Raw genomic sequence first — 23316 nt, forward strand, 5'->3', positions numbered from 1 at the left:
AGCCTCGCCCGTCGGCCCGTCGGCCCGTCGGCCCGCCCGTCAGTCCGCCAGTTCCGCCGCGAACGGCGGCTCCGCCCCCGCCCGGGAGCAGGTCGCCGCCGCGGCGCGGGCCGCGAAGGCCAGCGTGGCGCGCCACTTCAGCGCGCCCAGCCCGGCCAGGGCCTCCCGCGACAGCGCCCCGGCCGACCACAAGGCGTGCAGCAGGGCCGCGTTCACCGTGTCGCCGGCGCCTATGGTGTCCACGACCTCCGTCCGCACCGCGGGCACCGTGTGCCTCCCGCCGTCACGGGTGTACACCGACATCCCTTCCGCACCGCGCGTCAGCACGACCGCGGACGGCCCCTCCGCCAGGAAGTCCTCGGGACCACCGCCCAGCCAGTCCGCGTCCTCCTGCGACAGCTTCAGCAGCGTCACCCGCGGCAGCCAGGACCGGAAGCGCGCCCGGTACGCGGCGGCGTCGGGGATGATCCCGGCCCGGACGTTGGGGTCGAGCAGGGTGAGGACGCCCCGCTCCGCCTCCCGCCGCAGCAGTTCCTCGTACGCGCTCGCCCCCGGCTCCAGCACCAGCGAGCAGGTGCCCAGGCACAGGGCCGCGGTGGTGTCCGGCAGCCGGGCGGGGGCCGTGAACAGCCGGTCGGCCGTGCCCTGGGCGTAGAAGCCGTAGCCCGCCGAGCCGTCGCTGCCGATGGCCGCGACCGCCAGGGTCGTCGGCTCCGGTCCCCGCCGGACGAGCGAGACGTCCACGCCCGCCGAGCGCAGCCCCGCCAGCAGTGCCTCGCCGAAGCCGTCCGTCGACACCCGCGAGCAGAAGGCGGTGGGGGCGCCCAGCCGCCCGAGCGCCACCGCGGTGTTGTACGGGCCGCCGCCCCGGCGGGGCAGCAGCGCGGGCAGGGACGCGGCCCCGTCCGCGGGGTCCGGCACGAGGTCGATCAGGGCTTCTCCGGCCACGACGATCACGAGAAGTTCCTTTCCGCTGCGGAGGCCCACCCTGCCACGGGAGGGACACGCGGCCGGGGCCGGTATCGTCGGGAACCGTCCGTCGCAGCAGCTCGGGCGGCCCAGCCGCCGTCGTATCCGTGGGAGCCTCCATGACCAGCCAGCAGCCCGCACCTTGCTGCACTTCCCGTCGTACCGTGCTGCGCGGGGCCGCGCTGGCGGGCGCGGCGGGGCTGGGTGTCACCGCCTGCGGCGGAGAGCCGGGCGGCGAGGCGTCCCCGACGCCCACCGCCCCCGTGGAGCTCGGCGCGGCGAGCGAGGTCCCCCTCGGCGGGGCGCGGCTCTACCGCGAGGAGCGGCTGATGGTCGCCCAGCCGAAGAAGGGGGAGTACAAGGCGTTCAGCGCCGTGTGCACCCACGCCGGCTGCGTCGTCTCCAAGATCGAGGACGGTACGGCGATCTGCAATTGCCACGGCAGCAGGTTCGACGCGAACACCGGCAAGGTGCTCCACGGACCGGCCACCGTCCCGCTGCCCGACGTACCGGTGCGGGTGACCGGCGACCGCCTGGTGGCGGGCCCGAAGAGCTGAGCCCCACAGGAAGGTCAGGCCCAGTCCCACCCGATCCCCACGATCCCCGGCCGTACCGCCTGTTCCACCAGATGCACCCCCGGGTGCCGCCCGGTCAGGGTCAGCTCCTCCTGACCGCTGCGCGGCGCGCTCGCGGAGGTCTGGGCGAAACGGCGGCAGCGCACGGGCAGCGCGGCGGCGTCGAAGCGCACCTGGAGGACGTACTGTCCGCCCGCGAAGCTGAACCCGCGGACGTACTCGCTGCTCGGGCCGCCCGTCCCGTCGTCGAACGCGTAGCCCAGAAGATACGTTTCGCCCACCCGTAGCCGGGTGTCGAACAGCAGCTCCGCGACCAGGACCCCCGCCCCGGAGTGCCACCGGACGCGCCCCACCCGGCAGTTCTCGGTGGCCCGCACGGCGATCCGGGCCGGGTCGCAGCCCGCGTCCCCGTAGTGGATGGCGACATAGCGGTCCACGCCGTCCCGGTGGGCCCGGACGACGTGGTGGGAGTCGCGGCCGCGCAGCTCGCGCCCCGCTCCTATGCGGACGTGCTCCAGGTGGCAGACCGTGTGGAGGCCGCCGTCGGCCGGTGACTCCAGCTCGGCGAGGAGCCGTTCGACGGCCCGGGCCTCGTCCATGAGGGAGCGTAACGAGCGGGCGGCGGGCCGTTCGGCTCCCGGTCCTGCCGCCGGTTCGAGCAGCCGGGTCAGGGACTGCGCGGGCAGGTCGAGGATCTCCTCCAGCAGTCGCACCGCCCGCAGCGACTCGGGCCGCCGCGGCCGCCGGGCACCCTGTTGCCAGTAACTGAGGCTCGTCACACCCACGGTGACGCCCCGTTGGGCGAGCCTGCGCTGCACCCGGTGGAGCGCCAGGCCGCGCGCCGCCAGCGCGGTGCGCAGCGCCAGGTGGAAGGGCCCGGTGCGCAGCGCCCGGGCCAGCGCGGCCTCGGCCGCCACGGAGCTGGTACGTACCATGCCGCTCGCTGCCTCCTGTGAATATTCACTCGGGGTGACCGGGGCCACGGCCGTGAGAAGGGCCGAATTCCTCCTGGCGGGGCAGGAGGCGTTCACACCCGTCGCGATCCGTTCACTCCGGTGTTCCCCCCGGCATTCAAGCCGGTTGACCGGAACCGGACAACATCCGATGCTCCTCACCAGCGTCCGGACGCGCTCCTCCACCGAACCACCCCACCACCATCACGGGAGGAACGCCCATGTCCCGTGCCTCGGCACAGCACCACAGACCCCCCATATCCCGCACCCCCCGCCCCCGCGCGAGACGGCTCTCCGTCGCCGCCCTCGCGGCCACCGCACTGATCGCCTTCCCCGCCGCCACGGCCACCGCCGCCCCCACCGGCCAGGACGTACGCGGCGCCAACCGGCTCGGCATCACCATGCAGGCCCAGGAGAAGACCAACTGGTGCTGGGCCGCCTCCGGCAACACCATCGCCACCTGGTTCGGCCGCAAGTACAGCCAGAACCAGTTCTGCAACGCCGCCTTCAACCGGCAGCAGGGCACCACCTGCCCCAACAACCAGGCCACGCTGGGCAATGTGCAGAACGCCCTCTCCTGGGCCGGCATCAACCGCGGCTCCTACGTGGACGGCTGGCTGCGCTACACCACCGTGCAGAGCGAGATCAACGCGGGACGGCCGATCGAGACCCGCATCGGCTGGAAGTCGGGCGGCGGCCACATGCACGTCATCTACGGCTACGACACCGCCAACGACATGGTCTATTGGGGCGATCCCTGGCAGACCAGCAACCGCTACAACTGGGCGCAGCACGGCTGGTACGTCGACAACAACCGGTTCTCCTGGACGCATTCGCTCTACCGGATCGGCGGGTGACGTCATGACCGAGCGCACTCCCCACCGCACCGGTACCGGCCGGAGGTACACCCGCGCGGCCGCCGCCGCGGCCCTGGCCACGGGCCTGCTCGCCCTCACCCCGCTTGCCCACGCCGCGTCGTCCTCCGGGGCCGCGGCTCCCGCGCCGCCTCCCGCGGCCGGACTGGCGGCGGCCCATGACGCGGCCGCGGCGCCCGGGACGCTGGACACCCTGTCCCGGTTCTTCGCCCGCGACGGCGCGATCGCCAAGGCGGACGCGAAGCCGCGGATCGAGGGCGCGACCGTGCCCGTCTACTCCCTCTCGCCCGACTTCGTGGCCGGCAAACGGAACGCGCCCGTCGCGGGCCTCGACTACCTGGCCAGCAAGGCCGTCTCGGCCGACGGCCAGAAGGCGTCCGTGTGGATGGCCGGCGGCGGCACCGCGTGGAAGGTCGTCAACATCGCCACCGGCGACGACGAGACCCGCTACGCGGCCGAGGGCGCCAAGAAGCTCAGCGGCGGCACCGTGTTCCGCGAACCGCAGGTCAACGGCTGGTTCGTCCAGCGCGACAACTGGGTCCTGCCCCTCAACACCGAGGCCGTCCGGGCCGTCGGCGCCCGCGGCACCACGCTGGACGCCTACCGCGACCGGGTCGGGAAGGCGTACGGCGACAAGCTGCCGGGCTCCGCGTACGCGAAGAAGGGCCTGGCGGGCGGCTACTCCGCGGCACAGGACGTGACCGACGCCGCGGCCCCCGCTCCCCGGGCCTCGGAGCCGGACGGCTCCGGCTCCTCCCCGGCCACGACGGTGGCCGCCTCGGCCGGAGGTGCCGCCGTGGCCCTCGGCCTCACCATCGTGGCGGTGCGCAGGCTCCGGCGTCGCTGACCGACGCCGGCACCCCCCACCCGGCACCGCCCCGCACGCTCCGGCCCCGGCGCCCTCCACGCGCCGGGGCCGGAGCCGGTGGCCCCCCGACGCTGCGACAATGGTCCTGTCAGTGCCCGCAAGTAGGGTGTGTGACATGGCCGACCCCAGCAGCTACCGACCCAAGCCGGGACAGATCCCCGACTCGCCCGGGGTGTACCGGTTCCGTGACGAGCACGGGCGGGTGATCTACGTCGGGAAGGCGAAGAGCCTGCGCCAGCGGCTCTCCTCGTACTTCCAGGACCTCGCTGGCCTGCACCCGCGCACCCGCACCATGGTCACCACGGCCGCCTCCGTGGAGTGGACCGTGGTCGGCACCGAGGTCGAGGCGCTGCAGCTGGAGTACACCTGGATCAAGGAGTACGACCCGCGCTTCAACGTGAAGTACCGCGACGACAAGAGCTATCCCTACCTCGCGGTCACCCTGAACGAGGAGTTCCCGCGCGTCCAGGTCATGCGCGGCGCGAAGAAGAAGGGCGTGCGCTACTTCGGGCCCTACGGGCACGCCTGGGCGATCCGCGAGACCGTCGACCTGATGCTCCGTGTCTTTCCCGTCCGCACCTGCTCCGCCGGGGTGTTCAAGCGCTCCGCCCAGATCGGCCGCCCCTGTCTGCTCGGCTACATCGGCAAGTGCTCCGCGCCCTGCGTCGGCCGCGTCACCCCCGAGGAGCACCGCGAACTGGCCGAGGAGTTCTGCGACTTCATGGCCGGCCGCACCGGTGCCTACATCCGCCGTCTGGAGAAGCGGATGCAGGAGGCGGCCGAGGAGATGGAGTACGAGCGGGCCGCCCGGCTCCGTGACGACATAGAGGCGCTCCGGCGTGCCATGGAGAAGAACGCCGTGGTCCTCGCCGACGCCACCGACGCCGATCTGATCGCGGTCGCCGAGGACGAGCTGGAGGCGGCCGTGCAGATCTTCCACGTCCGCGGCGGCCGGGTGCGCGGCCAGCGCGGCTGGGTGACCGACAAGGTCGAGGCGGTGGACACCGCGGGCCTGGTCGAGCACGCCCTCCAGCAGCTCTACGGCGAGGAACAGGGCGACGCGGTCCCCAAGGAGGTCCTCGTCCCCGCCCTGCCGGACCCCGTCGAGCCGGTGTCCGAGTGGCTCGCCGCCCGTCGCGGCTCCCGGGTCGACCTGCGCATCCCGCAGCGCGGCGACAAGAAGGACCTGATGGCGACGGTCCAGCGCAACGCCCAGCAGGCGCTGGCCCTGCACAAGACCAAGCGCGCCTCCGACCTGACCACCCGCTCCCGGGCCCTGGAGGAGATCGCCGAGGCCCTGGGGCTGGACTCGGCGCCGCTGCGCGTCGAGTGCTTCGACATCTCCCACCTCCAGGGGCAGGACGTGGTGGCGTCCATGGTGGTCTTCGAGGACGGGCTGGCGCGCAAGAGCGAGTATCGCCGCTTCCAGATCAAGAGCTTCGAGGGGCAGGACGACGTCCGCTCGATGCACGAGGTCGTCTCCCGCCGCTTCCGGCGCTACATCCGGGAGAGCCAGAAGACGGGGGAGTGGGCCGTAGAAGAGCCAGCGGAGGCGGCGGACGCGGCGGAAGCCATGGACGACACCGCGGGCCCCCGCGACGACAACGGCCGCCCCAAGCGCTTCGCCTACCCGCCGCAGCTGGTCGTGGTCGACGGCGGCCGGCCCCAGGTCCAGGCCGCCCGCCGGGCCCTGGACGAGCTCGGCATCGCCGACGTCGCCGTCTGCGGGCTCGCCAAGCGCCTGGAGGAGGTCTGGCTGCCGGACGACGAGGACCCGGTCGTGCTGCCCCGCACCAGCGAGGGCCTGTACCTGCTCCAGCGCGTCCGCGACGAGGCGCACCGGTTCGCCATCACCTATCAGCGCGGCAAGCGGGCCAAGTCGATGAAGGCGTCCCCGCTCGACGCCGTCGCCGGCCTGGGCGAGAGCCGCAAGCAGGCGCTGCTCAAGCACTTCGGCTCGGTCAAACGGCTGCGGTCGGCCACCGTGGAGCAGATCTGCGAGGTCCCCGGCATCGGCCGGAAGACCGCCCTCGCCGTCGCCGCGACACTGGCCGAAAGCGCTCCGTCCGCCCCCGCCGTCAACACGGCGACGGGCGAGATCCTGGAGGAGACGGAGGGATGATGGAGGCGACCGCGCGGAGCGCGGGCGCGGCCGGCGGGCGCGTGACCCCGGCCCCGCCTCCGGGCCCTGCGAGGATCAGGGAACACAGAGCACACGGCAGGCCGGTACGGGGCCGCGACCACGGCCCCGCCGGCAGAACGGGGGACACCTCATGCAGAACGGCATGAACGACAGCGATCGGAACGGAGCAACGGTGAGTACGGGCACGACGGCGGACGCGACCGGCGAGGCGGCGGGCATCCCCGAACTGGTGATCATCTCGGGTATGTCGGGGGCGGGCCGCAGCACCGCCGCCAAATGCCTGGAGGACCTCGGCTGGTTCGTCGTCGACAACCTGCCGCCCGCCCTCATCCCCACCATGGTGGACCTCGGCGCCCGCTCCCAGGGCAATGTGGCCCGCATCGCCGTGGTCGTCGACGTCCGCGGCCGGCGGTTCTTCGACAATCTCCGCGAATCCCTCGCGGACCTCGCCGCCAAGAAGGTCAAGCGGCGGGTGATCTTCCTGGAGGCCTCCGACGACGCCCTGGTCCGCCGCTTCGAGTCGGTGCGCCGCCCGCACCCCCTCCAGGGCTCCGGGCGCATCGTCGACGGCATCGCCGCCGAGCGCGACCTGCTGCGCGAGCTGCGCGGCGACGCCGACCTGGTCATCGACACCTCCAGCCTCAACGTCCACGAGCTGCGCGCCAAGATGGACGCCCAGTTCGCCGGCGAGGAGGAGCCGGAGCTCCGCGCCACCGTCATGTCCTTCGGCTACAAGTACGGCCTCCCCGTCGACGCCGACCTCGTGGTGGACTGCCGCTTCCTGCCCAATCCGCACTGGGTCCCCGAGCTGCGCCCCTTCACCGGCCTCAACGAGGAGGTCTCGGGCTACGTCTTCAACCAGCCCGGCGCCAAGGAGTTCCTCGACCGCTACACGGAGCTGCTCCAGCTCATCGCGGCCGGCTACCGCCGCGAGGGCAAGCGCTATGTGACCATCGCGGTCGGCTGCACCGGCGGCAAGCACCGCTCGGTGGCCATGTCCGAGAAGCTCGCGCACCGCCTCGTCTCGGAGGGTGTCGAGACCGTCGTCGTCCACCGGGACATGGGGCGCGAGTGACCGGCCGCGGTTTCGGGATCCGCCGCGTCCGCCGGATCGTCCCCGGCGGACCACGCGGCGCCGAGCGGCGCCTCCAGCGCCGCACCCAGCCCAAGGTCGTCGCCCTCGGCGGCGGCCGCGGGCTGTCGGCCTCGCTCGCCGCGCTGCGCCGGATCACCGGCGACCTGACGGCCGTCGTCACCGTCGCCGACGACGGCGGCTCCAGCGGCCGGCTCCGCGACGAGCTCGGCGTACTGCCCCCGGGCGACCTGCGCAAGGCCCTCGCCGCGCTGTGCGGCGACGACGACTGGGGGCGCACCTGGTCGCGGGTCGTCCAGCACCGCTTCGCCAGCGAGGGCGACCTGCACGGGCACGCCGTCGGCAACCTGCTGATCGTCGCGCTCTGGGAACAGCTCGGCGACCACGTCCAGGCCCTCGACCTGGTCGGCAAGCTGCTCGGCGCGCACGGCCGGGTGCTGCCCATGTCCGCCGTCCCGCTGGAGCTCCAGGCGCTGGTGCGCGGCCACGACCCGGCCGAGCCCGACGCCGTGACCACCGTCCGCGGCCAGGCCACCGTCGCCCTCACCCCCGGCGAGGTGCACTCGGTGCACGTGGTCCCGGAGGACCCGCCCGCCGTCCCCGAGGCCGTCGAGGCCGTCCTGGACGCCGACTGGGTGGTGCTCGGCCCCGGGTCCTGGTTCTCCTCCGTCATCCCCCACCTCCTGGTGCCGGAACTGCTCGAAGCGCTCCAGGAGACGAAGGCCCGCCGGGTGCTCTCACTGAACCTCGCACCCCAGCCCGGCGAAACCGAGGGCTTCTCACCGCAGCGTCATTTGGAGGTTTTGGCCCGACACGCCCCTAAACTCGCCCTGGACGTGGTGCTGGCCGACGAGGCCGCCGTGCCCGACCGGGAAAGCCTGCGCGACGCCGCCAAGCGGCTCGGCGGCACGGTCGAGCTGGCGCCGGTCGCCGCGCAGGGGAGTTCCGCTACGCACGATCCGGAACTGTTGGCCGCCGCGTACGACCGTATTTTTCGGATGCATGGAAGGATCGGCCCATGGCGATGACGGCAGCGGTGAAGGACGAGATCTCCCGGCTTCCCGTCACCCGGACCTGCTGCCGGAAGGCGGAGGTCTCGGCGATCCTGCGGTTCGCCGGCGGACTCCACCTGGTCAGCGGACGCATTGTGATCGAGGCGGAGCTGGACACCGGCATCGCGGCCCGGCGGCTGCGCAAGGACATCCTGGAGATCTTCGGACACGCCTCCGACCTGGTGGTGATGGCCCCCGGCGGGCTGCGCCGCGGCAGCCGGTACGTGGTGCGGGTGGTGGCGGGCGGTGACCAGCTGGCCCGCCAGACCGGCCTGGTCGACGGCCGCGGCCGGCCGATCCGCGGCCTGCCCCCGCAGGTCGTCTCCGGCGCCACCTGTGACGCGGAGGCCGCCTGGCGGGGCGCCTTCCTGGCCCACGGCTCCCTGACCGAGCCCGGCCGCTCCTCCTCCCTGGAGGTCACCTGCCCCGGCCCCGAGGCGGCGCTCGCCCTCGTCGGCGCGGCCCGCCGGCTCCAGATCGCCGCCAAGGCCCGCGAGGTCCGCAACGTGGACCGCGTGGTCGTCCGCGACGGCGACGCCATCGGCGCGCTGCTCACCCGGCTCGGCGCCCATGAGTCGGTGCTGGCGTGGGAGGAGCGCCGGATGCGCCGCGAGGTACGGGCCACGGCCAACCGGCTGGCCAACTTCGACGACGCCAACCTGCGCCGCTCCGCCCGGGCCGCCGTCGCGGCCGGGGCCCGGGTCCAGCGGGCCCTGGAGATCCTCGGCGAGGAGGTCCCGGAGCACCTCGCCGCCGCCGGCCGGCTGCGCATGGAGCACAAGCAGGCCTCCCTGGAGGAGCTGGGCGCCCTCGCCGACCCGCCGCTGACCAAGGACGCCGTGGCCGGCCGGATCCGCCGGCTGCTCGCGATGGCCGACAAGCGCGCCCAGGACCTCGGCATCCCCGGGACCGAGTCCAATCTGAGCGATCTGGCCGACCTGCCCGAGGACGTGGTCGACGGCATGGTCAAGGGCATGGCCGGCTGACACCGGCCGTGACGGTCCTCTTCAGGCCGCCGCGGGCCGCTTCCGGCCGTCCTCACGGCGGTTCCCCCGGCGGGCGCCCCGTCCCGCCGGGAACGATGCCTCCCGGCCGCCCCGAGGCCCTATTGACATGGTCATGTGCCCTCGGAAGCCTGTCGTCCGGCATGGACGGGACAGACAACGGCAAGGGGGGTTCATGAGACGCAGGACGAGATCGATCCTCGTGGCGGCATCGCTGCTGCTCGGTGGCCTGACCGCGACACCCTTCGCACACGCACAGCCGGACGCCGGCGCCGCGGACGCCTCCGACGCGCTGACCGTATGGACCGGAGAGGTCACCCAGGCGCAGGTGCCACTGCTCCTCAAGGCGGGCGTCGACGGCCACGAACTGGGCCGGCCCGCCGGGGACAAGGCCGTTCCGGTCGAGCTCTACCTCACCTCGGGACAGGCCCGCACGCTGCGCGGGCAGGGTGTGAAGCTGACCGAGAAACGGATGTCGCCTCGCGCCCGTGAACGCCTCAAGGCCGCGGGCGACGGCGTCTTCCGCCCGTACAGCGGTCCGAACGGCCTCCAGCGGGAGATGGTCGACACCGGCCGGGCCCACCCGAAGCTGACCAAGGTCGTCAGCATCGGCAAGACCGTGCGCGGACAGGACATCCTCGCCGTCAAGGTCAGCAAGAACGCGGCCCGGAGCAAGGACGGGTCCAAGCCCGCCGTGCTCTACATGTCCAACCAGCACGCCCGGGAGTGGATCACCCCGGAGACGACCCGGCGGCTGATGCACCACTACCTCGACCGCTACGGCAAGGACCGGCGGATCACCCGCCTCGTGGACAGCACCGAACTGTGGTTCGTGCTCTCGGCCAACCCGGACGGCTACGACCACACGTTCAAGAGCCCCGACACCCGGTTCTGGCGGAAGAACCTGCGGGACAACAACGGCGACGGGAAGATCGCCCCCGGCGACGGCGTCGACCTCAACCGCAACTTCTCCTTCAAATGGGGCTACGACAACGAGGGCTCGTCCCCCGACCCGGCCTCCGAGACGTACCGCGGCCCCGCCCCCGGCTCCGAGCCGGAGACCAGGGCGCTGGACGCCTTCCAGAAGCGCCTCCGCTTCTCCTACGCCGTCAACTACCACTCGGCGGGGGAGATGCTGCTCTACGGCGTCGGCTGGCAGGTCGCCACGCCCACGCCCGACGACGTCCTCCTCAAGTCCCTGGCGGGGACCCCGGAGAAGCCCGCGATCCCCGGCTACCGCCCGCAGCTCTCCTCCGAGCTGTACACCACCAACGGCGAGGCGGATGGCCACGCGGCCAACGTCAACGGGACGTTGATGTTCACCCCGGAGATGTCGACGTGCCGCACCGCCTCGCGCGCGGACACCTCCGGCCGCTGGGACCCGGCGGACTGCCCGTCCGAATTCGCCTTCCCCGACGACCGGAAGCTCATCCAGGCGGAGTTCACCAAGAACCTCCCCTTCGCCCTCTCCGTCGCCGAGACCGCGGCGCGCGGTGACCGGCCGGCCTCCGCGGTCGGCATGAGCGCCCCGGACTTCACGCCGCACGGCTTCACCGCCTCCTTCGCGCGCGGCGCCGACCAGACCGTCGCGGTCACCGCCCGCAAGAGCGTCCGCGACAAGCGGCTCAACTACCGTGTCGACGGCGGGCGGACGCGTACCGCGGCCGTCCACCCCTGGAAGGGCGGCAAGCGCTACGGCGGCCAGGACAACGTCCGCTTCGACCAGTACCGGGGCACGGTCGAGGGCGCCCGCGAGGGTGCCAAGGTGGAGGTGTGGTTCACCGGCCGCACGGCCGAGGGCAAGGCCACCCGCAGCAAGCCCTTCACCTACACCGTCTGGCACCGCCCGCAGGCCGACACCCTGGTCCTCGCCGACGAGGGCGGCACCGCCCCGGCCCGGCACGCGGTCGCCTACACCGAGGCGCTGAACGCCGCGGGCCGCCACGGCGTCATCTGGGACGTGGCCAGGGAGGGCACGCCCGACGCCCTCGGGGTGCTCTCGCACTTCAGGACGGTCGTCTGGTACTCCGGCGACAACCGGCCGAGCGGCGGCACCCTGCTCGCCGTCCGCGACTTCGTCAACGAGGGCGGCAAGCTCGTCGTGGCGGGCAAGCGGGCCGGCGGCGCCTCCCGGGTCGGCCGTGCCGACACCGACGACTTCAGCCAGTACTACCTCGGCGCCTACGCCCGCACCTCGCTGGAGCACCCGAAGACCTTCGCCGGCACCGGACCGCTGGCGGGCGTCCGCGCCGACCTCGCCGACGTGCCGGGCGACCCGCTGGACGCGGCCGGCTCCTACGTGGTCACCTCCGACGTCCTGCGGTCCCGTGACTTCCCGCGGTTCCGCAGCGCGGCGGCCGGCGACTACCCGGGCCTGCCCACCGCGTTCGAGCCCTGGGCGGGCGACTGGATGGCCGCCGCCCGGCACAAGGACCGGTCCTGGATGCGGCTCGCCCGCACCGTCGACCTGACCGGCGTCCGAGCCGCCGACAGGCCCGGGCTCGGCTTCCGCCTCAGCTACGACACCGAACCGGACTTCGACCACGTCGTCGTCGAGGCGCGCACGGCCGGCCGGGACGACTGGACCACGCTGCCCGACACGAACGGCGGTACGACGAGCCAGGTCCCCGAGGGCTGCCGCTCGCTGGTGTCGGCCCACCCGTTCCTCGGGCACTACCTCATGCCCGACGGCGAGAACTGCGCGGCCCGCGGCACCTCGGGCGCCTGGCACCGCTTCAGCGGCTCCTCCCAGGGCTGGCACGCCGCCGCCTTCGACCTGAGCGCCTTCGCGGGCAGGAAGGCCGAGGTGTCCGTCTCCTACGTCACCGACGGAGGTTCGGGCGGCTCGGGCGTCCTCGTCGACGACGCCGTCGTCACCGGCGCCGACCGGGCGGCCGAGGGCTTCGAGCGCGGCTCGCTCGGCCCCTGGACCGTCCCCGGCGCACCGGCCGGGAGCCCGCGGAACGCCGCCGACTGGGCGCCCTCCAAGGCCCTCGCGCACTCCTCGGCCGCCGTCGCCACCTCCGACACCGTGCTGCTGGGCTTCGGTCTTGAGCACGTCAAGGACGGCAAACAGCGCGCGGCCCTGCTGCGCGCCGCCCTGCGCGCCGTCCGCGGATGACGGGCCGGCCGTACGGGCGGTAACCCCTTGTGGTAACGGTCCGTGTCCCCCGTTCGGGGGGCGCGGACCCCCGCTCCCACCAGGGCCGTCAATGTCACGTACCTCCCGTGTTGGGGGTAGGGTCGGTGGTGGTCGGGGACATCCCATACAGCCGCCGGGACAGACCGGCACACCAACGAGGAGATCGGTTCGTGACGATCCGCGTAGGCATCAACGGCTTTGGCCGTATCGGTCGAAACTACTTCCGTGCGCTCCTGGAGCAGGGTGCGGACATCCAGATCGTCGGCGTCAACGACCTGACCGACAACGCCACCTTGGTGCACCTGCTCAAGTACGACAGCATCCTGGGCCGCCTGGGGCAGGAGGTCAGCCACACCGACGACTCGATCACGGTCGGTAACCAGACCTTCAAGACGATGGCCGAGCGCGACCCGGCCAACCTGCCCTGGGGCGAGCTGGGCGCCGACATCGTCATCGAGTCGACCGGCATCTTCACCAAGCGCGAGGACGCCGCCAAGCACCTCGCCGCCGGCGCGAAGAAGGTCCTCATCTCGGCTCCGGCCAAGAACGAGGACATCACCATCGTGATGGGCGTCAACCAGGACAAGTACGACGCGGCCAACCACCACGTCATCTCCAACGCCTCCTGCACCACCAACTGTGTGGCGCCGATGGCCAAGGTCCTCGACGAGAGCTTCGGCATCGTCAAGGGCATGATGACGACGGTCCACGCGTACACCAACGACCAGCGCATCCTGGACTTCCCGCACTCCGACCTGCGCCGCGCCCGCGCCGCCGCGGAGAACATCATCCCCACCTCGACGGGTGCCGCCAAGGCCACCGCCCTGGTCCTCCCGCAGCTCAAGGGCAAGCTGGACGGCATCGCCATGCGCGTCCCGGTCCCGACCGGCTCGGTCACCGACCTCGTCCTGGAGCTCGACCGCGAGACCACCAAGGAAGAGATCAACGCCGCCTTCCAGAAGGCCGCCGAGGGCCAGCTCAAGGGCATCCTCGAGTACACCGAGGACCCGATCGTCTCCTCGGACATCGTCAACTGGCCGGCCTCCTGCACCTTCGACTCGCAGCTGACGATGGTCCAGGGCAAGCAGGTCAAGGTCGTCGGCTGGTACGACAACGAGTGGGGCTACTCGAACCGCCTGGTCGACCTGACCGTCTTCGTCGGCGGCCAGCTCTGATCTCCGCCTGACGGCACGCGCACAGGCACCGAGATGCAGGGGACGGGGCTCGAACGACGCGACGGCGCGTCGTCCGGGCCCCGTCCCATGACCGATCCCACGGACGTCCCCGGAGTCACCGCATGAAGACGATCGACGAACTCATCCAGAGCGGCGTCGAGGGAAAGCGGATCTTCGTCCGCGCCGACCTCAACGTCCCCCTGGAGGGCACCACCATCACCGACGACGGCCGCATCCGGGCCGTCGCGCCGACGATCAAGAAGCTCGCCGCCGCGGGCGCCAAGGTGATCGTCGCCTCCCACCTGGGCCGTCCCAAGGGCGCCCCGGACCCCCGGTTCTCCCTGGCCCCCGCCGCCGTGCGGCTCGGTGAGATCCTGGGCACGAACGTCTCGTTCGCCACCGACACGGTCGGGGACAGCGCGAAGGCCACCGTTGCCGCCCTCGGCAACGGCGAGGTCACGCTGCTGGAGAACCTCCGTTTCAACGCGGGCGAGACCAGCAAGGACGACGCCGAGCGCGGCGCCTTCGCCGACGCGCTCGCGTCGCTGGCCGACCTCTACGTGGGTGACGGCTTCGGTGCCGTGCACCGCAAGCACGCCTCGGTCTTCGACCTCCCGGCGCGCCTGCCGCACGCCGCGGGCGACCTGATCGCCACCGAGGTTGGCGTCCTGAAGAAGCTCACCGACGAGGTCGGGCGCCCGTACGTCGTCGTCCTCGGCGGCGCCAAGGTCTCCGACAAGCTCGGCGTCATCGACCACCTGCTGGAGAAGGCCGACCGCATCCTGGTCGGCGGCGGCATGGCGTACACCTTCCTCAAGGCCAAGGGCCACGAGGTCGGCATCTCGCTGCTCCAGGAGGACCAGATCCCGGCCTGCCTGGAGTACCTGGCCCGGGCCGAGAAGCGCGGCGTGGAGTTCGTCCTCCCGGTGGACGTCCTGGTCTCCGCCGACTTCCCGGACCTCAAGGACAAGACCCCGGCCAACCCGGACCTCGTCGCCTCGGACGCCATCCCGGCGGACAAGGAGGGCCTGGACATCGGCCCGAAGACCCGGGAGCTCTACGCCTCGAAGCTCGCCGACGCGGGCACGGTGTTCTGGAACGGCCCCATGGGCGTCTTCGAGCACCCCGACTACGCGAACGGCACCAAGGCCGTCGCACAGGCACTGCTGGACTCGCCGGGCTTCACCGTCGTCGGTGGTGGCGACTCGGCCGCGGCCGTGCGCATCCTTGGCTTCGACGAGAATGCTTTCGGCCACATCTCGACCGGCGGCGGCGCCAGCCTCGAATACCTCGAGGGCAAGACGCTCCCCGGCCTCGCCGCACTGGAGGACTGAAACACCGTGAGTGCACGTACCCCGCTGATGGCGGGCAACTGGAAGATGAACCTCAACCACCTTGAGGCCATCGCCCATGTCCAGAAGCTCGCCTTCGCCCTCGCGGACAAGGACTTCGAGGCCGTCGAGGTCGCCGTCCTGCCGCCCTTCACCGACCTGCGCTCGGTCCAGACGCTGGTCGACGGCGACAAGCTCAAGATCAAGTACGGCGCGCAGGACATCTCCGCGCACGACTCCGGCGCGTACACCGGGGAGATCTCCGGCCCGATGCTCGCCAAGCTGAAGTGCTCCTACGTGGCCGTCGGCCACTCCGAGCGCCGCCAGTACCACGGCGAGTCGGACGAGCTCTGCAACGCCAAGGTCAAGGCCGCCTTCCGGCACGGCATCGTCCCGATCCTCTGCGTCGGTGAGGGCCTGGAGGTCCGCAAGGCGGGCAACCAGGTCGCCTACACCCTGGCGCAGCTCGACGGCGGCCTGAAGGACGTCCCGGCCGAGCAGGCCGAGACCATCGTGATCGCCTACGAGCCCGTCTGGGCCATCGGCACCGGCGAGGTCGCCACGCCCGAGGACGCGCAGGAGGTCTGCGGGGCGATCCGCGGGCGTCTGGCCGAGCTGTACGGCCAGGAGCTGGCGGACAAGGTCCGGATCCAGTACGGCGGCTCGGTGAAGTCCGGCAACGTCGCCGCGATCATGGCGCAGCCGGACGTGGACGGCGCCCTGGTGGGCGGCGCCGCGCTCGACGCGGACGAGTTCGTCAAGATCGTTCGCTTCCGCGACCAGTAGCAGTATGACGACGGGCCCCGCCCGTCGTACCCTGTCGGGGCCGGGACCGGCGCAAACGCGCTGCCCGGCCCCGCAGCGTTATCGTCCGTGTCCGTCCGTGACAGTCCGAGAGAGTTGGTCCAGCCGTGGTCATCGGGTTCTCGATCGCCCTCATCGTCTTCAGCCTGCTGATGATGATGCTGGTGCTCATGCACAAGGGGAAGGGCGGCGGCCTGTCCGACATGTTCGGCGGCGGCATGCAGTCCTCCGTCGGCGGGTCCTCGGTCGCCGAGCGCAACCTCGACCGGATCACCGTCGTGGTGGGCCTGCTGTGGTTCGCCTGCATCGTGGTGCTCGGCCTGCTGATGAAGTTCGACAGCTGACGCTCCGTCGCACCCGCGGCCTATGATGGTGACCGCGTCTTACGGCCGGTCTGTAACTCCTGCCGGTGGACGCGCGTTGGGCCTTACGTAGACTGGGGCGCCCGCAGCGGAGCGGACTGTCACGCTCCGCGGCACCATCACGCAGGGAGTTACGACCGTGGCAAGTGGCAACGCGATCCGAGGAAGCCGGGTCGGGGCGGGGCCCATGGGGGAGGCGGAGCGCGGCGAATCGGCGCCGCGGCTACGCATCTCCTTCTGGTGCTCGAACGGGCATGAGACGCAGCCGAGCTTCGCCAGCGACGCACAGGTGCCGGACACCTGGGATTGCCCGCGCTGCGGCTTCCCGGCCGGCCAGGACCGGGACAACCCCCCGGACCCGCCGCGCACCGAGCCCTACAAGACGCACCTCGCGTACGTCCGGGAGCGGCGCAGCGACGCGGACGGCGAGGCCATCCTCGCCGAGGCGCTCGCGAAGCTCCGCGGCGAGATCTGACGATCGGACCCGTATGACCGGCCCGGCCGGAAGGACCCTCCTTCCGGCCGGGCCGGTCGTGTTCGCGGGCAGCCCCGGACGGCGGTGGCGCAGCGATCCGGAATGGACGTGGCATCAATTAAGTTGGAGGTTGGCGAGGGAGCTACGAGAAGAAGTGGACTGATGTCCGGAATGAACGCTGAAGCCCGTAACAGGCTCGACCGCACGCCCGAGTGGAACGCGCTGTCCAAGCACCGGGACGAGTTGGGGGAGGTGCACCTGCGCGAGCTGTTCGCGGACGACCCCCGGCGCGCGGAGAAGTACGCCCTGACCGTCGGCGACCTCTACATCGACTACTCCAAGCACCTGATCACCGACGAGACCCTGCGGCTGCTGCGCGAGCTCGCGGCGGCGACGGGCGTGGCGGAGCTGCGGGACGCGATGTTCCGGGGCGAGAAGATCAATACGACCGAGGGCCGCGCGGTGCTGCACACCGCCCTGCGGGCGCCGGAGTCGGCCGACGTCGAGGTGGACGGGGAGAACGTCGTCCCCGCCGTCCACGCGGTGCTGACGAAGATGCAGGTCTTCGCCGACCGCGTGCGCTCCGGGGAGTGGAAGGGCCACACCGGCAAGCGCATCCGCAACGTCGTCAACATCGGTATCGGCGGATCCGACCTCGGTCCGGCGATGGCCTACGAGGCGCTGCGCGCCTTCTCGGCCCGCGACCTGACGTTCCGTTTCGTCTCCAACGTGGACGGCGCGGACCTGCACGAGGCCGTGCGGGACCTCGACCCGGCCGAGACGCTGTTCATCGTCGCGTCCAAGACCTTCACCACCATCGAGACCATCACCAACGCCACCTCCGCCCGGAACTGGCTGCTGACCGGTCTGCGGGCGGGCGACGACGCCGTCGCCAAGCACTTCGTGGCGCTGTCCACCAATGCCGAGAAGGTCTCCGGCTTCGGTATCGACACCGCCAACATGTTCGAGTTCTGGGACTGGGTCGGCGGCCGGTACTCGTACGACTCGGCCATCGGCCTCTCGCTGATGATCGCCATCGGCCCGGACCGCTTCCGGGAGATGCTGGCCGGCTTCCACCTCGTCGACGAGCACTTCCGCACGGCGCCGGCCGAGGAGAACGTGCCGCTGCTGCTCGGGCTGCTGGGCATCTGGTACGGCAACTTCCACGACGCGCAGTCGCACGCGGTGCTGCCCTACAGCCACTACCTGTCGAAGTTCTCCGCCTACCTCCAGCAGCTGGACATGGAGTCCAACGGCAAGTCCGTGGACCGGGACGGACGGCCCGTCACCTGGCAGACCGGTCCGGTCGTCTGGGGCACGCCCGGCACGAACGGCCAGCACGCCTACTACCAGCTGCTCCACCAGGGCACCAAGCTGATCCCCGCCGATCTGATCGGCTTCGCCCGTCCGGTGGACGATCTGGAGCCCGGGCTTGTCGCGCAGCACGATCTGCTGATGGCGAATCTGTTCGCCCAGGGGCAGGCGCTCGCCTTCGGCAAGACGGCGGAGGAGGTCGCGGCGGAGGGCGTTCCGGAGGAGCTTGTGCCGCACAAGACGTTCCGGGGGAACCGGCCGACGACGACGATCCTTGCGGAGGCGTTGACTCCGTCGGTGCTGGGGCAGTTGATCGCGTTGTATGAGCACAAGGTGTTTGTGCAGGGGGCGGTGTGGAACGTGGATTCGTTTGATCAGTGGGGGGTTGAGTTGGGGAAGGTGCTTGCGAAGCGGGTGGAGCCTGCGCTCACTGAGGGGGTTTCGGTGGAGGGGCTGGATGCGTCCACCTCGGCGCTCGTCGCCCGGTACCGGGCGGTTCGGGGGCGCTGACGCGCGGGGGGTGCCCCTGGCCCTCCCTTTCACCGTTTCTTGCGGGGGCAAGCCCCCGCACCCCCTGAGCGCGCCTGCGGCGCGCGTCCTCAAACGCCGGACGGGCTGAAGTCAGCCCGTTGGGGGTGCCCCCTCTGGGGGAGTTTGAGGACAACCGCGCGGAGCGCGGTTTCAGGGGGGTGCGGGGCACCCCCACGCCCGTCAGGGCGACGCCGGCGGATACAAGCCCCGCGGCAGCTGCCCCGCCGCCGCCTGGTCCAGCAGCCACAGCGTGCGGCTGCGCCCGTACGCCCCCGCCGCCGGAGCCTGGATCTCACCCGCACCGCTCAGCGCGAGCGCCACCGCGTGGGCCTTGTCGTCGCCCGCGGCGAGGAGCCAGACCTCCCGGGCCGCGCGGATGGCGGGGAGGGTGAGGGAGATGCGGGTGGGCGGCGGCTTGGGGGCGCCGTGGACGCCGATGACGGTGCGGTCGGTTTCGCGGACGCCGGGGAGCTCGGGGAAGAGCGAGGCGACGTGGGTGTCGGGGCCGACGCCCAGGAGGAGGACGTCGAAGGAGGGCACGGAGCCGTGGTCCTCCGGCCGGGCGGCGGCGGCGAGTTCGGCCGCGTACGCCTCGGCGGCCGCGTCGGCGTCGTCGTGGGTGCCGTCGGCCGCGGGCATGGGGTGGACCCGGGAGGGGTCCAGGCCCACGGCGTCGAGCAGGGCCTCGCGGGCCTGCGTGACGTTGCGTTCGGCGTCGCCGTCGGGCAGGTACCGCTCGTCGCCCCACCACAGGTCGAGCCGCGACCAGTCGACCGCGTCCCGGGCGGGCGAGGCGGCGAGGGCCGCGAGCAGCCCGTTGCCGTTGCGCCCGCCCGTGAGGACGACGGAGGCGGAGCCGCGGGCGGCCTGGGCGTCCACGATCTTCGTGATCAGCCGGGCCGCCGCGGCCCGGGCCATCAGATCCTTGTCCCGGTGGACGACGATCTGCGGGGCGGAGGTCACTTGGCCGCCGCCTTCTTGGACGGGCTCTTCTTCGGAGCGGGCTTCTCCTCCGAAGCCGGAGCGGCCTTCTCCTCAGGAGCCGGGGCCGCCTCGCCGAGCCGGTCCACGCCGTACTTCAGCGCCGACTCGTAGATGTCGTCCGGGTCGAGCCGGCGCAGCTCCTCCGCGAGGAGCTCCGCGGTCTCCCGCCGCTTGAGTGCCACGGCGCGGTCCGGCTGGCCCTTCATGGTGAGCTTGGCGAGCGAGCCGTCCGGGCGGTCGAGCGTGATGACGCCGTCCTTGGTCTCCAGGCGGACGGCCGTGAGGCCGGGGCCCTCGGAGACGGTGCGCCGGGCGCGCACCCCGAGGCGGTCCGCGAGCCACATGGCCAGCAGCTCGCCGCTGGGGTTGTAGCCCTCGCCCTCGACCTCGGCGCCGGTGACCTCGACGGCCTGCTGGTCCAGGGCGGCCGCGAGCATCGAGCGCCACGGCGTGATCCGGGTCCAGGCCAGGTCGGTGTCGCCGGGCGCGTAGTTCGCGGCGCGGGCCGCGAGCTCCGAGACCGGTTCCTCGGCCGCGTAGGTGTCGGTGACCCGGCGCTGGGCGAGGACGCCCAGCGGGTCCTTCGCCGGGTGGAGCGGCGAGTTGACCGGCCACCAGACGACGACGGGCGCGTCCGGCAGCAGCAGCGGCAGGACGACCGACTGGGCGTGGTCTATGACCTCGCCGTAGAGCCGGAGGACGACCGTCTCGCCGGTGCCGGCGCTGGTGCCGACCCGGACCTCGGCGTCGAGCCGGGCCTGGGCGCGGTCGCGCGGCGAGCGGCTGACGCGCTTGATGACGACGAGCTTGCGCGACGGGTGCTCGCGGGACGCCTCGTTGGCGGCCTTGAGCGCGTCGTAGGCGTGCTCCTCGTCGGTGACGATGACCAGCGTGAGCACCATGCCGATGGCGGGGGTGCCGATGGCGCGGCGCCCCTGGACCAGAGCATTGTTGATCTTGCTGGCCGTGGTGTCCGTCAGATCGATTTTCATGGCCGACGCCAGCTCCGTCCATCTCGTGCGAGCATCTCGTCCGCCTCGACCGGCCCCCAGGTGCCGGCCGGGTACTGCGCGGGCTTGCCGTGCTTGTCCCAGTACTCCTCGATCGGGTCGAGGATCTGCCAGGAGAGCTCGACCTCCCTGAGGCGCGGGAAGAGGTTGGCGTCCCCGAGCAGCACGTCGAGGATGAGCCGCTCGTACGCCTCGGGGCTGGACTCGGTGAACGACTCGCCGTAGGCGAAGTCCATCGAGACGTCCCGGACCTCCATCGAGGTGCCCGGCACCTTGGAGCCGAACCGCAGGGTGACGCCCTCGTCCGGCTGCACCCGGATGACCAGGGCGTTCTGGCCCAGTTCCTCGGTGGCGGTGTCGTCGAAGGGGGAGTGCGGGGCGCGCTGGAAGACGACCGCGATCTCGGTGACGCGGCGGCCGAGCCGCTTGCCGGTGCGCAGGTAGAAGGGGACGCCCGCCCAGCGGCGGTTGTCGATCTCCAGCTTGATCGCGGCGTAGGTGTCGGTCTTCGACCGCGGGTCGATGCCCTCTTCCTCGCAGTACCCGACGACCTTCTGGCCGCCCTGCCAGCCGGCCGCGTACTGGCCGCGCACGGTCTCCTTGCCCAGGTCCGTGGGGAGCCGGACGGCGCCCAGCACCTTGGTCTTCTCGGCGACCAGGGCGTCCGCGTCGAAGGAGGCGGGCTCCTCCATGGCGGTCAGCGCCAGCAGCTGGAGCAGGTGGTTCTGGATGACGTCGCGCGCGGCGCCGATGCCGTCGTAGTAGCCGGCCCGGCCGCCGATGCCGATGTCCTCGGCCATGGTGATCTGTACGTGGTCGACATAGGACCGGTTCCAGATCGGCTCGAAGAGGGTGTTGGCGAAGCGCAGCGCCAGGATGTTCTGGACCGTCTCCTTGCCCAGGTAGTGGTCGATCCGGAAGACCTCGTTGGGCGGGAAGACGTCGTGGACGATGCTGTTGAGCTCCTGGGCGCTCTTCAGGTCGTGGCCGAACGGCTTCTCGATGACCGCGCGGCGCCAGGAGTTCTCCGTCTGCTCGGCCAGGCCGTGCTTCTTGAGCTGCTGGACGACGGTGGGGAAGAACTTCGGCGGCACCGAGAGGTAGAAGGCGAAGTTGCCGCCCGTGCCCTGGGCCTTGTCGAGCTCCTCGATGGTGTCCTTGAGGGTCTCGAACGCGGCGTCGTCGTCGAAGTCGCCCTGGACGAACCGGCAGCCCTGTACCAGCTGCTGCCATACCTCCTCGCGGAAGGGCGTGCGCGCGTGCTCCTTGACGGCGTCGTGCACGACCTGCGCGAAGTCCTCGTCCTGCCACTGGCGGCGGGCGAAGCCGATCAGGGAGAAGCCCGGCGGCAGCAGACCCCGGTTGGCGAGGTCGTACACGGCGGGCATCAGCTTTTTCCGTGACAAATCGCCCGTGACGCCAAAGATGACCAGGCCCGACGGCCCCGCGATACGCGGAAGCCGTCGGTCCTGTGCGTCACGCAGCGGATTGCTGCTGCTCAATTCACGCCTCCGGTGCGAGGCGCTTGAGCTCCGCCTCGGTGGACTTCAGCAGGTCGTTCCAGGACGCCTCGAACTTGTCGACGCCCTCGTCCTCCAGGAGCTGCACGACGTCGTCGTACGAGATCCCGATCTTCGCGATCGCGTCGAGCTCGGCCTTGGCCTGCTCGTACGTGCCGCGCACGGTGTCACCGGTGATCCGCCCGTGGTCGGCGGCGGCCTCCAGGGTGGCCTCCGGCATGGTGTTCACCGTGTTCGGGGCGACCAGGTCGTCCACGTACAGGGTGTCCTTGTACGCCGGGTCCTTGACGCCGGTCGACGCCCACAGCGGACGCTGCTTGTTGGCGCCGGCCTTCTCCAGGGCCAGCCAGCGGTCGGACGAGAAGACCTCCTCGTACGCCTGGTAGGCGAGGCGGGCGTTGGCCAGCGCGGCCTTGCCGCGGAGCGCCTTGGCCTCCTCGGTGCCCAGCGCGTCCAGGCGCTTGTCGATCTCGGTGTCCACGCGGGACACGAAGAAGGACGCCACCGAGTGGATCAGCGACAGGTCCAGACCGGCGGCCTTGGCCTTCTCCAGACCGGTCACGTAGGCGTCCATGACCGCGCGGTAGCGCTCCAGCGAGAAGATCAGCGTGACGTTGACGCTGATCCCCAGGCCGATGGTCTCGGCGATGGCCGGGAGGCCCGCCTTGGTCGCCGGGATCTTGATCAGGGTGTTGGGGCGGTCGACCAGCCACGCGAGCTGCTTGGCCTCGGCCACGGTGGCGCGGGTGTTGTGCGCCAGACGCGGGTCCACCTCGATGGAGACCCGGCCGTCCTGGCCGTCCGTCGCGTCGAAGACCGGGCGCAGGATGTCGGCGGCGTCGCGGACGTCCGCCGTCGTGATCATGCGGATGGCCTCTTCGACGGTGACCTTGCGGGCGGCGAGGTCGGCGAGCTGCTGCTCGTAGCCGTCACCGCTGGAGATCGCCTTCTGGAAGATGGACGGGTTGGTGGTCACGCCCACCACGTGGCTGCCGTCGATCAGTTCCGACAGATTGCCGGACGTGATGCGCTTGCGGGACAGGTCGTCCAGCCAGATCGCGACGCCTTCCTCGGAGAGGCGCTTGAGTGCGTCTGTCATGGGTTCTGCATCTCCTACTGAGTTGTTTGCTTGCGCG

The 23316-nt window shown here is 71.7% G+C and carries 20 protein-coding genes; 14 read left to right on the forward strand and 6 right to left on the reverse strand.

Translation table 11 applies throughout. The features are described from left to right. Positions 1-39: 39 nt before the first annotated feature. A complete protein-coding gene (locus HN013_RS19010; protein WP_171167737.1) occupies positions 40-957 on the reverse strand; it encodes a carbohydrate kinase in 918 nt (305 codons plus the stop codon). 131 nt (positions 958-1088) lie between these two features. Between HN013_RS19010 and HN013_RS19015 the strand changes: the two genes are divergently transcribed. Further along, positions 1089-1526 (forward strand): Rieske (2Fe-2S) protein, encoded by a 438-nt coding sequence (locus tag HN013_RS19015; protein WP_171167739.1) that lies wholly within the window; start codon positions 1089-1091, stop codon positions 1524-1526. Positions 1527-1540: 14 nt separating this feature from the next. On the opposite strand, the gene HN013_RS19020 is transcribed toward HN013_RS19015, so the two are convergent. Further along, positions 1541-2479: a hypothetical protein gene (locus HN013_RS19020; protein WP_171167741.1), complete on the reverse strand. Its 939-nt coding sequence runs from the start codon at positions 2477-2479 to the stop codon at positions 1541-1543. 239 nt (positions 2480-2718) lie between these two features. Here HN013_RS19020 and HN013_RS19025 point away from each other — a divergent pair, with 239 nt between their 5' ends. The 13 genes from HN013_RS19025 (at position 2719) to pgi (ending at position 18645) form a co-directional block, all read left to right on the forward strand. Further along, positions 2719-3354 carry a papain-like cysteine protease family protein gene (locus HN013_RS19025; protein WP_171167742.1) on the forward strand — a complete coding sequence of 212 codons (636 nt, stop codon included), beginning with the start codon at positions 2719-2721 and terminating at the stop codon, positions 3352-3354. Between the two features lie 4 nt (positions 3355-3358). Next, positions 3359-4219: a hypothetical protein gene (locus tag HN013_RS19030; protein ID WP_171167744.1), complete on the forward strand. Its 861-nt coding sequence runs from the start codon at positions 3359-3361 to the stop codon at positions 4217-4219. 136 nt (positions 4220-4355) lie between these two features. Continuing rightward, complete coding sequence (gene uvrC / locus HN013_RS19035; protein ID WP_171167746.1) at positions 4356-6362, forward strand: excinuclease ABC subunit UvrC; 2007 nt, start codon at positions 4356-4358, stop codon at positions 6360-6362. 193 nt (positions 6363-6555) lie between these two features. Further along, the gene (rapZ, locus tag HN013_RS19040) at positions 6556-7458 is read left to right on the forward strand and encodes an RNase adapter RapZ (RefSeq protein ID WP_121797710.1); all 903 of its coding nucleotides are present in this window, start codon (positions 6556-6558) and stop codon (positions 7456-7458) included. Then, positions 7455-8504, forward strand: a complete 1050-nt coding sequence (gene yvcK / locus HN013_RS19045) for a uridine diphosphate-N-acetylglucosamine-binding protein YvcK (RefSeq protein WP_171167750.1) — start codon at positions 7455-7457, stop codon at positions 8502-8504. The genes rapZ and yvcK overlap by 4 nt, the downstream gene beginning before the upstream one ends. After that, entirely contained in the window at positions 8495-9514 is a 1020-nt protein-coding gene (gene whiA, locus HN013_RS19050) for a DNA-binding protein WhiA (RefSeq protein ID WP_171167752.1), read from the forward strand. Before yvcK ends, whiA begins: the two co-directional genes overlap by 10 nt. Positions 9515-9707: 193 nt before the next feature. Further along, positions 9708-12653 (forward strand): M14 family metallopeptidase, encoded by a 2946-nt coding sequence (locus HN013_RS19055; protein ID WP_171167754.1) that lies wholly within the window; start codon positions 9708-9710, stop codon positions 12651-12653. 191 nt (positions 12654-12844) lie between these two features. Then, a complete protein-coding gene (gene gap / locus HN013_RS19060) occupies positions 12845-13849 on the forward strand; it encodes a type I glyceraldehyde-3-phosphate dehydrogenase (protein WP_171167762.1) in 1005 nt (334 codons plus the stop codon). 122 nt (positions 13850-13971) lie between these two features. Next, entirely contained in the window at positions 13972-15183 is a 1212-nt protein-coding gene (locus HN013_RS19065) for a phosphoglycerate kinase (protein WP_171167763.1), read from the forward strand. Positions 15184-15189: 6 nt separating this feature from the next. Next, positions 15190-15966, forward strand: coding sequence for a triose-phosphate isomerase (gene tpiA, locus HN013_RS19070; protein WP_171167765.1), 777 nt, complete (start codon positions 15190-15192; stop codon positions 15964-15966). A gap of 125 nt (positions 15967-16091) precedes the next feature. After that, positions 16092-16328, forward strand: coding sequence for a preprotein translocase subunit SecG (gene secG / locus HN013_RS19075; protein WP_171167767.1), 237 nt, complete (start codon positions 16092-16094; stop codon positions 16326-16328). A gap of 157 nt (positions 16329-16485) precedes the next feature. Next, positions 16486-16821, forward strand: a complete 336-nt coding sequence (locus tag HN013_RS19080) for an RNA polymerase-binding protein RbpA (protein WP_003957010.1) — start codon at positions 16486-16488, stop codon at positions 16819-16821. Positions 16822-16992: 171 nt separating this feature from the next. Next, positions 16993-18645 (forward strand): glucose-6-phosphate isomerase, encoded by a 1653-nt coding sequence (gene pgi / locus HN013_RS19085; protein ID WP_171167941.1) that lies wholly within the window; start codon positions 16993-16995, stop codon positions 18643-18645. Positions 18646-18846: 201 nt separating this feature from the next. Here pgi and pgl read toward each other — a convergent pair whose 3' ends face one another. The 4 genes from pgl to tal are packed head-to-tail and all read right to left on the reverse strand — an operon-like array spanning position 18847 to position 23279. Next, positions 18847-19629, reverse strand: a complete 783-nt coding sequence (gene pgl, locus HN013_RS19090; protein WP_171167769.1) for a 6-phosphogluconolactonase — start codon at positions 19627-19629, stop codon at positions 18847-18849. Then, the gene (gene opcA, locus HN013_RS19095; RefSeq protein WP_171167771.1) at positions 19626-20642 is read right to left on the reverse strand and encodes a glucose-6-phosphate dehydrogenase assembly protein OpcA; all 1017 of its coding nucleotides are present in this window, start codon (positions 20640-20642) and stop codon (positions 19626-19628) included. The genes pgl and opcA overlap by 4 nt, the downstream gene beginning before the upstream one ends. Then, positions 20639-22162, reverse strand: a complete 1524-nt coding sequence (gene zwf, locus HN013_RS19100) for a glucose-6-phosphate dehydrogenase (RefSeq protein ID WP_171167773.1) — start codon at positions 22160-22162, stop codon at positions 20639-20641. Before zwf ends, opcA begins: the two co-directional genes overlap by 4 nt. A gap of 1 nt (position 22163) precedes the next feature. Beyond that, positions 22164-23279 carry a transaldolase gene (gene tal / locus HN013_RS19105; RefSeq protein WP_171167775.1) on the reverse strand — a complete coding sequence of 372 codons (1116 nt, stop codon included), beginning with the start codon at positions 23277-23279 and terminating at the stop codon, positions 22164-22166. Positions 23280-23316 lie beyond the last annotated feature (37 nt).

This window comes from Streptomyces sp. I05A-00742 (assembly GCF_013055795.1).
Lineage (GTDB): Bacteria > Actinomycetota > Actinomycetes > Streptomycetales > Streptomycetaceae > Streptomyces.